The organism is Micromonospora sp. CPCC 206060 (assembly GCF_036906895.1).
Lineage (GTDB): Bacteria > Actinomycetota > Actinomycetes > Mycobacteriales > Micromonosporaceae > Micromonospora.
Genome location: NZ_JBAKHU010000124.1, coordinates 1 through 8,737 on the forward strand (window position 1 = coordinate 1; position 8,737 = coordinate 8,737).

Here is an 8,737-nt window from a genome sequence, read left to right on the forward strand (position 1 = left end):
TCTGCTGTCCGCGAGCAGGGACTCAACTGTCCGCCAACAAGGATTTTTCAGCGTCCGCTAGCAGCAGTCAGACGTAGTGACGGTCCGTTTGGCGGGGGCTCCCTGTCGAGCTGCTCCGTCTGCGCCAGCAATATTGCGTCCCGCACCCGCCGCGCAGCCAGGCCGTCGTGCCGCTCCGGCTAGGCCAGCAGGTCGACAGCGTCTCAGTCCTCCAACATGAGTCGCTCACGGGCGGCCGGTTGTCAGGCCTACTGCCAAAGTGACCCGAGGCAGTTCAGTCGACCGCGCCACCGGGATCGCCGGCACACCCGGTACCGGCCAGACCGCCCGGGCAATCGTTGCCCGTCGCCTCGGGACGGCCCCTTACCCGCTGCTGGTGCCATGGTCAATCAGATAATTGACACCTACTCGGCTGGTGGTACTGACTCCGTCGGCACCGGCAGAAAGCAGGGCGACAGAAATTCAACCTCGGTCACCCCGGGCCACTCATGAACCGATATTGGTAAAGAAAGGCACTGGTTAGCGGTGAAATCCTCGCCTTCGTCGGTAGTCAACCGAGGACCGAGAGCCCCTCGCCACCACATGGAGAGCCGCCTACACCAGAGCGATGTGACGCCGTTGGCGGACGTGGCGAGACGGTTGACGCAACAGACGACCAGCCAAGAGCGAGACTGCGATCAACCGCCAAAATCAGCCGCACTATCTCACATCTGCCAAGCTACAGCCCGAGAAGGTCTGCCCTACCAATCAACTGGGCCCTTAATTAAAGACGGAATGACCGCAACTCGCCGAAACAATAGATCCGTTATGGTGCCCGCCGTTGAGCCAAGCCTGAAGCAAGTCAGCTGGAACCGACAGTGGCTCTGCGGTTGGTGCGAGGAAACCTCGCCAACCAACCAACAAGGGACCAAGGAGCTGGTCCTCGCCGAGTACGACCGAATGGGCCGCTCTACCCTTAACTCGCCACCGGGTCACGGGCCACGCCACCTGACTACTCCGACCTCGATAGCAGCGTGTTAACCGACTGACAAATCAGCCCTCGGGAGCATCGCTCCCGAGGGCTGATTTTTTGCGCTTACGAATCCTGCTCTGATGTATCCGCCACAAAAACGCCGATCCCCATACGGCCGACAAGTTCCCCAAGCTCAATCATGGAGTCCAACGCGCGCCGGACAGTGACATGGCTTGTGTCGTACTCTTCGGCCAAGAGTCGCGTAGAGGGAAGCTTGCCCCCTGGTGGGTAGATGCCGGCCCTGATCTTCGCACGAAGATCATCCCTAATCTGTCGCCAAAGCGGCTGAGCATACGGCATGTGATCAGGAAAGCACCCAGCAAGAGTCCCACCTAAAGCATCCCTCGCCTTGCTTTACAGGCTTTATAGGTCTGCTAGGCTGCTCCCATCACCGCCAGAACCCTGACAACAAGGGCAACGGTGGCCGTAGGCGCGAAGCAGGGCGACCTGTGAGCAGGTAGCGGCAGGTGGAAAGGAGCACAAGGCGATGGTGGTGGGGTACACGGGGTCGTCGGTGCCGCGTCGGCAGCTTGGGCGGGCGTTGCGGGGATTGCGGGCCGAGGCGCGGATGACCCTGGAAGGCGCGGCGGAGGCGGTGCGGTTCAGCCGGCAGAAGCTGTGGCGGATCGAGACGGGTCGGGAGGCGGTGCGTGGGCCGGATGTGCGGGCGTTGTGTGCGATGTACGCGGCGCCGGCCGAGTTGACGGGTGCGTTGGTGGCGTTGGCGGGTGAGACGTCGGCGCGGGGCTGGTGGCACTCCTACGGTGATCCGCTACCGCACTGGTTCGAGGTGTACCCCGGCCTGGAGGCGGAGGCGTGCCGGTTGCGGGAGTACCGGGACATGCTGGTTCCCGGGTTGGTGCAGACCCGGGAGTACGCGTACGCGGTCCGCTGGGATCGGCCTGATCTGACCGAGGCGGAGCGGGAGCGGCGGATCGGGGTACGGCTGCGCCGGCAGGGGTTGCTGCGGCGTCGGACGCCGGTGCCTCCCCGGCTGGAGGTCGTACTCTCCGAAGCGGTGCTCCAGCGCCCGGTGGGTAGCCCGGCGACGCTGGTCGACCAGCTTCACCACCTGCGCGACGCCGGCACGCTGCCACACGTGTCGATCCGCATCGTGCCGTTAAGCGCCGGCCCGCACTTCGGTGCGATCTCCGGCGGTTTCGTGCTGCTGGACTTCCCAACCGGTCATCGCAGCGAGCCGGACCCGTCGGTGGTCTACCGGGAGTCGCTGACCGGGGCGCTCTACCTCGACCAGGCGCACGAGGTGGCCGCGTACGAGAAAGCCTGGGCGAGCCTCGACGAGCTGGCCCTGACCGAGGACGAATCCCGGGAACTGATCAGCGACGCCATCGACTCCCTGCCGAGCACACGATCCAGCGTGAGCCCGTGCTGACCAGGCTCACAGCCGGTCAGGGGATCATCTGGATGGCAACGGTCCTGATCAGCCACCGGAAGTCGGGCGTGCTGTGGATCTCGACGTCGTTGGTGATGGACGACGTCGTCGACTGGGTGCCCGCGCGGATCACCACCCACTCCCCCGCCGGGATGGTGCCCTCGCTCGTCAAGGTCGCGAAGACCGTGGTACCGATGGGGATGAAGCTGCGGAACACGCTCTGAGTCACGTCGGTATTCCAGTGGAAGACCGACGTCAGCGAGAACGACGGCGCGGACACGTTGGGATGCAACACGTGCATCATCAGTGAGTTGGTCTGATTGGTGTCGGAGGTGGACCAGCCCCATTCGTCCACGGTCCGCAGGGAATGCGTCGACTGCTGGCACTGCGCCTCCAGGGTCATGCGTACCCTGCCGGACACCGACGGCTGGAACCAGAAGGCCACCTGCGCGTGCGCCACCGCCTCGGCGAAGTCGAGATCGCTCGCGTCGTTGTTCTCCAGATGAATCTGCTGCTGGAGGGTGCCACTTGCCGGATCGACACCGTTGAAGTGGGACCCACGGAAAGCGGAGCCGATGAGGTTGGCGAAGTGGAAACCCTTCTGCCATCCGTCGAAGGGCGGGTGGATGGCGAAGGCGCGCATACCCGCTGCCGGGGACGTGTAGGAGGCCATCGCCCCGGCCAGGCCCGGAGCCAGCGCACAGGCGTCGTTGGCCATCCCCTCCAGCGGCGACGGGAGGTGCTCCTTCAGCTCGTTGTGGCCGCTGCGGAGCAGCGCCGCAAGTCGTTCCGGCGCGACGCCGCGTTCCCGGAGGAAAGCGTCGGCCCGTTCCTTGCGAGCGCGGTGCACCTGGTCGAAATCGGCCCGGAGCCCGTCGGGCGGCAGGAACATCTCGCGGGTCCGCATCCGCTCCGTCCAGAGCATGTGCCGGAAGGCGGGGTACGTGTCAGCGCCGATAAGGTCGATCACTGCCCGCCGTACGGTCAGGGCGGTCTCGTTCACCTTCCGCATCCGGTCTTCGACGGCCTCGCGTTGCCTTCTCGCCTGGTCCGCTGCGATGTCTTCAGCCAGGTCACGCGCGGCCTGCGGAACGTCGGGATGCGTGGGTAGACCGTGCTGAACATCGAAGCTGTGGTGAAGGGTGCGCATAGCTGGCATGGTCTGCATGGTGACCCCCGTGGTCCGATGCCGAGACGTGCAGTGCGTACGCATGCAGTATGCGCCTCGCGCCGGACGGCATCCGGCGTTTCAGCTGGTCAGCCGATGATCAGGCTCTCTCCAGGGCTGCTTCGGCGCGGTCGAGGTAGTCCCACCATTCTTCGCCGTCCCGGTGGCAGGAGGCGAGCAGGTTGGCCGCCGAGACGAACGCCAGGATGACCACGTTCTCGGCCGGTACCGCACCGCCGAACGGCTCCCCGGCGACGAGCCTGCGGAGGAAGACGATCACCTCGGCCTCGGTCGGTCGGGCCCAGGACTCGGCGCGGGCGATCTCGACGGCCATTGCCTCGGTCTCTTCCGGGCTCGGCTCGCCGTCGTGGATGTCCCGCATGGCGAACAGCGTCACACCCAGGGCGAGTTCCACCGCCTCCCGGGCAGCCTGGTCGTCGGGAACGATCTGAGCGCGGCATCGAGCTTCGGGAAGTCCCGCTTCACCGCCGCGTGGATCGCGTTACGTACCAGCGGCTCGACCTGCTTACTGATCTTCATCCCTGCGCTCCCGCTCGTCCCGCTTGTTCAGCCACGCCTTGCCCGCACCGCCCGCCGCAGCGAGCCCGAGCAGTGCTCCCACGACGGCCTTCACCTGGATAGGCATTATCTCGGTGACCCCTGCCCACAGTGCGCTTGCCGTGGCCGCACCGAACCCGAGCGCCTCGGCACTGACGATCTCCCGCCTCGGGCGGGCTTGAGGTGGGCGACATGGTGGCGGTCCGCCTGACCGTCGATGTCTGACAGCGTACGGCCACGGTCGGGTCAGGCTACGGCCACGAGCCGCTCACGCTGCGGGTCGGTTGAGGAGCAGGGTACGCAGCCGTTCGGGTTCCGGGTTGACGTACGACTGCCCGGCCAGCACCACGGTCGGTACGGTCTCGTTTCCGCCGGTGATCGCCCGGACGGCGGCGGCGCCGGCCGGGTCGCGCCAGATGTCGACCCAGTGCAGGCGACGGGCGTCGCGGCCCAGGCGGATCCGGAGTTCCAGGCAGTACCGGCAGCCCGGCCGCCAGTAGACGATGGCCCTGCCGTCACGCGCGCTGCGCTGCGCGGCGTCGGCGGCGCTGACGTGGCGGGGAAACGCCATCGGTGACAGCAGGGCGGCCAGTGCGAGGGAGGCCACCAGCGCGACGATGCCGGCCACCGGTGACGTATCGATGTACAACTCCCTGGCCAGGAGCAGACCGCACACCACCACGAGTCCCGTCAGGCTCCACCGGCGCAGCATGTGGCAGACGGTATCGCACCGGGACGCGGGCACGCCTTCGACCGCCAGTGTGGTTCACCATGGATATATGGAGCCTGCTGAGGCGCTGACGCGGATGCGTGAGGTCACCGCGTTGTGGGGCGTCGGGTACGTCAACGGGTCCGAACTGGTGGAGGCCGCGTGTGACCTGCTGGTCGCCGGCTTCGACGGCCCGCACCTGGGCATGCTCGCCGCGGTGTCCGCCAGCCGGGCCGACGAGGAGGTGCCCGGGTTCATCGAGGGTGCCCTGCGCGAGGTCGGCCTGGACTACCACCGCCCGGGAAGCGTGGCGGGCGGTGAGGCAGCGCTGCGGGTCCTGGCGGCACGCGTCCTCGCCGGGGACGTGACACCGAGGGAGCTGACCGCGTGGACGTACCGCACCTTCGATCGCGGCACCTCGCCACTCGCCGAACGGCTCGTGGCGCTGGAGCATACCTACGAGACGTACGGCGAGATGGCGTGCGATGAGGTTGACGGGTGCGTCGTCGCGGAGGCGCACCGGGTGGTGGCGGCCAGCACCGACCCGTTCCGGTAGACCGGTCAGCCGGCGGCCCCGCATGCGCAGGTGTCCCAGCGCAGCCGGGACGGTGGCGGCGGGTGGCCCACCACCATGTACCACCCGCCGCAACGACCAGGACGTGCGCGCAGCGCGGTGGCGAACAGCGTGTCGAATTCCGTCAGCCGCAGCGGCTGTTGCGTCGTCGGCAGGGTGCACTGCGGCGGTACCCACGTCGTGCTGTCGGTGGTCGTGCGGCGACGGTAGACCTGTACCTGGGTACCGGATGCAACACGTGGATGGCCCGGCCCTTCTACGCTGGCGGGATGCCGGACGGCGAGGGTTTCCGTTTCGACGCCTTCATCTCGTACAGCCATGCCCGCAGTGCCCGCATCTCATCGGCGCTGCAGTCCGGGCTCGAACGGTTCGCCCGCCCGTGGTACCGGGGTCGGGCGATGCGGTTGTTCCGCGACCAGACCAACCTGGGCGTGACTCCGGAACTGTGGGGTGACATCCGTTCGGCGATGGCGCAGTCGCGCTGGTTCATTCTCATCGCTTCCCCGGAAGCGGCGGCGTCACCCTGGGTACGTCGGGAGGTCGAGTGGTGGCTGGCGAACCGGTCGGCGGACCGGCTGCTGTTGGTCGTTGATGATGGTGGACTGCGGTGGGACGACGTCCACGACCGGTTCGACGTCGATGCGAGCACCGCACTGCCGGAACCGTTGCTCACCGCTTTCGCCGAGGAGCCGCTGTGGATCGATCTGACGGCCACGGGCGAGGGGTCCCAACCCTATTCGGAGGCGGAGCTGGAACGCGGTGTGGCGGCGATCGCGGCCCGGATCCGTGGACTGCCGCTCGATGCGGTGATCGGTGAGCACCTGCGTGAGCAGCGTCGGACCCGTCGGATCGTGGTGGCGGTCGTGGCTTCGCTGACGGTGCTGACCGTCCTGGCGTCGACGGCCACCGTGGTCGCGGTACACCAGCGGGATGACGCCGAACGCGCGGCCGACCGCGCGGCGGGCCGGGGGGCGGTGCTGCAGTCGAGGAACCTGCGGGCGACACAGGTGGACTCGTCGCTGCTCACCGGAATCGCCGCCGCTGCCCTCGCACCGGGCAGTGACGCGCGGACGAACCTGGTGAGCGCGCTGGTTGGCAGCCGCTACGCCGGCACCGTTCCCGGCCCGTCGAGCGGGGTGACCGCGGTGCGTTTCGCCCCGACTGGCCGGCTCGCGGTGAGCGCCCACGTGGTCGGTGGAGCGCGGCTGTGGGATGTCACCGAACCCGCGCACGCCCGCCCCGTCGCGACGCTGGACGCGGAGCAGGGCGCGGTGCGGGCGGTCGCCTTCTCACCGGACGGGTCGGTACTTGCCGCCGGTGGTGAGGATGCCACGGTGACGTTGTGGGGCCTCAGGGATCCCACGCGGCCGGTCCTGCTCGCGCGGCTGACGGGGTACGGGGCCGAGGTGCGTGCCGTGGCGTTCGACGCCACCGGGACCCAGCTGTTCACCGCCGGTGTCAGCGTCTATGAGCGCGACGATGGCGTGCTCGTCTGGGATGTCGCCGTGCCCGGCCGGGCCCGGCGGGTCGCCCACATTCCCGGTACGGGCCTGGTGCTGGGTCTCGCCGTACGGTCACCGGACCGGCTGCTGGCCGTGGCCGGCACGGAGGGTGTCGTGCTGTGGTCGGTCGACGGCGACCGGCCCCGCCGACGCGGCGGGATCCGGACAACGCTCCTGCCCATTTACGCGGGCGTCTTCAGTCCGGACGGTCGGCTGCTGGTCACCGCCAGCGGCGAGCGGACCGTGTTCCTGTGGGACGTCAGTGATCCGGACCAGCCGCGCAAGGTCTCCGGCCTGCCGACGTTCGCCAAGCCGGTGTTCGCCTGCGACCTGAGCCGCGATGGACGTACCCTGGCCGTGGCCGACGGCGACGGGGTGGTGACGTTGTGGGCGGTGGCGGATCCGGCTCATCCGGTCGAACTGGCCCGACTGCCGGGGCACACGAACATCGCCGACGCGGTGGCCTTCTCCGCCGACGGGGCACTGGTCATGTCCGGTGGCGGTGACGGGCGGGCCCTGGTGTGGACAACTGCGGTCACCTCCGCGCCGGTTCGCGTGAGCAGGACGGACACCGGCGCTGCGGCGGTGACCGACGTGGCGACCGGCCCTGACGGCGGTACCGTCGTGGTGACCATCGTCGGCGCGGACACCGATGGGCCGACGCGGTCAGTCAGCCTGCGCGACCTGACCGGTGCCCCGCCCGGTACGCCGCTCGGCGCTCTGCCCGAGAAAAACGTCACCGCGTTCACCTCGCTCAGCCCGGACGGGCGGACCCTGCTGACCGGCGCCACGAAGGAGAGGATGGCCGTCTGGAACGTCGAGGATCCGGCCCGGCCACGGTTGATGGCCACCCTCGACGGGGTCATCGGCGTGGACGCCGCCGCATGGTCGGCCGACAGCACACGTGTCCTGCTCACGGGCCAGCTTCCGTCGAGCCGCGGCAACGGGGCCGCGACCCTGTGGGACTTCTCCGTCCCCACCCGCCCGATGAGGAACACACCGGGCGGGTTCGGCGGCGACTGGTTCAGCGCAGGCGCGATGAGTGCCGACGGCCGGGTCCTGGCGCTGGCCTCCGGGCAGGTACTCGACCTGTGGGACGGCTCCCGACCGGACAGTCCACGGTTGATCGGGCGGATGGGGTCGCATCCGGCGGTGATCCGGTCGGTGGCGTTCGACCCGACCGGGGGTGTGCTGGCGACGGGCAGCAACGACCAGACCGTGGTGCTGTGGCGGGTGGACCGACGGCAGCGGCTCACGGTGTTGCAGGGACACCCGGAGGCGGTGAACACCGTCCGGTTCAGCCCCGACGGCACGATGCTCGCCTCGCTCGACGACGCGGGCGCGATGAGGTTGTGGGACGTCGGCGATCCCGGTTCACCGGTGCACCTGCACACCATCGCCGGTGGGACGGGTGACCCGCTGACGTCGTTGGCGTTCAGCCACGACAGCCGCCGGATCATCGTCGGTCGGGGTGACGGCGGCCTGGAGGTGTGGGACATCGGTCGGCTGCACGACCTGGTCACCGATCCGGTGGCGGCGGCGTGCGCGGTGACCGGCCGGGGGCTGACCCGGGACGAGTGGGGCGCCCATGTTCCGGACCGGCCGTACCGGAGGACGTGCTGACCGTTCGTGGGGAGGATCGCCGCCCTCTGCGACGCCCTATCATCACTCGTCACGTCCTTCATGACCCGGCGCGAACGTCGGCGGGGTTCTTCGGGCGAGTCCGGCTGATCCTGAGACACCGCCCGGCCGGTTCTTAGTGGTCCGTTCCGTAAGTCCTTCGGGGGTTATGTGGCGAGGGCCGGTGCGGCAGGCTGGTGG

Annotated in this window: 8 protein-coding genes; 3 read left to right on the forward strand and 5 right to left on the reverse strand. The window is 68.6% G+C overall.

Annotated features, from left to right (window positions below; genetic code table 11):
• Nucleotides 1–1,075 precede the first annotated feature (1,075 nt).
• Nucleotides 1,076–1,312, reverse strand: a complete 237-nt coding sequence (locus tag V6U90_RS31675) for a GntR family transcriptional regulator (protein WP_334444557.1) — start codon at nucleotides 1,310–1,312, stop codon at nucleotides 1,076–1,078.
• Nucleotides 1,313–1,499: 187 nt separating this feature from the next.
• On the opposite strand from V6U90_RS31675, the gene V6U90_RS31680 reads away from it, so the two are divergent.
• Nucleotides 1,500–2,405, forward strand: coding sequence for a helix-turn-helix domain-containing protein (locus V6U90_RS31680; protein ID WP_334444559.1), 906 nt, complete (start codon nucleotides 1,500–1,502; stop codon nucleotides 2,403–2,405).
• A 16-nt stretch (nucleotides 2,406–2,421) separates the two neighbouring features.
• Here the strand turns inward: V6U90_RS31680 and V6U90_RS31685 are convergent, their stop codons facing one another.
• The 4 genes from V6U90_RS31685 to V6U90_RS31700 all read right to left on the reverse strand — a co-directional run bounded on the left by V6U90_RS31685 (nucleotide 2,422) and on the right by V6U90_RS31700 (nucleotide 4,843).
• The gene (locus V6U90_RS31685) at nucleotides 2,422–3,555 is read right to left on the reverse strand and encodes a hypothetical protein (protein ID WP_334444561.1); all 1,134 of its coding nucleotides are present in this window, start codon (nucleotides 3,553–3,555) and stop codon (nucleotides 2,422–2,424) included.
• A 118-nt stretch (nucleotides 3,556–3,673) separates the two neighbouring features.
• The gene (locus V6U90_RS31690) at nucleotides 3,674–3,988 is read right to left on the reverse strand and encodes a hypothetical protein (RefSeq protein WP_334444563.1); all 315 of its coding nucleotides are present in this window, start codon (nucleotides 3,986–3,988) and stop codon (nucleotides 3,674–3,676) included.
• Entirely contained in the window at nucleotides 3,967–4,113 is a 147-nt protein-coding gene (locus V6U90_RS31695; RefSeq protein ID WP_334444565.1) for a hypothetical protein, read from the reverse strand. The genes V6U90_RS31690 and V6U90_RS31695 overlap by 22 nt, the downstream gene beginning before the upstream one ends.
• 286 nt (nucleotides 4,114–4,399) lie before the next feature.
• Entirely contained in the window at nucleotides 4,400–4,843 is a 444-nt protein-coding gene (locus tag V6U90_RS31700) for a glutaredoxin domain-containing protein (RefSeq protein ID WP_334444567.1), read from the reverse strand.
• Between the two features lie 67 nt (nucleotides 4,844–4,910).
• On the opposite strand from V6U90_RS31700, the gene V6U90_RS31705 reads away from it, so the two are divergent.
• Both V6U90_RS31705 and V6U90_RS31710 read left to right on the forward strand, forming a co-directional pair.
• Entirely contained in the window at nucleotides 4,911–5,396 is a 486-nt protein-coding gene (locus V6U90_RS31705; RefSeq protein WP_334444569.1) for a hypothetical protein, read from the forward strand.
• A 287-nt stretch (nucleotides 5,397–5,683) separates the two neighbouring features.
• Nucleotides 5,684–8,539: a TIR domain-containing protein gene (locus tag V6U90_RS31710; protein ID WP_334444571.1), complete on the forward strand. Its 2,856-nt coding sequence runs from the start codon at nucleotides 5,684–5,686 to the stop codon at nucleotides 8,537–8,539.
• Nucleotides 8,540–8,737 lie beyond the last annotated feature (198 nt).

Excerpts from the sequence above, each read along its gene's own strand:
- V6U90_RS31680 (WP_334444559.1), top strand. The coding sequence starts at position 1,500 with ATGGTGGTGGGGTACACGGGGTCGTCGGTGCCGCGTCGGCAGCTTGGG.
- V6U90_RS31710 (WP_334444571.1), top strand. The coding sequence starts at position 5,684 with ATGCCGGACGGCGAGGGTTTCCGTTTCGACGCCTTCATCTCGTACAGC.
- V6U90_RS31695 (WP_334444565.1), bottom strand. The coding sequence starts at position 4,113 with ATGAAGATCAGTAAGCAGGTCGAGCCGCTGGTACGTAACGCGATCCAC.
- V6U90_RS31700 (WP_334444567.1), bottom strand. The coding sequence starts at position 4,843 with ATGCTGCGCCGGTGGAGCCTGACGGGACTCGTGGTGGTGTGCGGTCTG.
- V6U90_RS31685 (WP_334444561.1), bottom strand. The coding sequence starts at position 3,555 with ATGCGCACCCTTCACCACAGCTTCGATGTTCAGCACGGTCTACCCACG.
- V6U90_RS31705 (WP_334444569.1), top strand. The coding sequence starts at position 4,911 with ATGGAGCCTGCTGAGGCGCTGACGCGGATGCGTGAGGTCACCGCGTTG.
- V6U90_RS31675 (WP_334444557.1), bottom strand. The coding sequence starts at position 1,312 with ATGCCGTATGCTCAGCCGCTTTGGCGACAGATTAGGGATGATCTTCGT.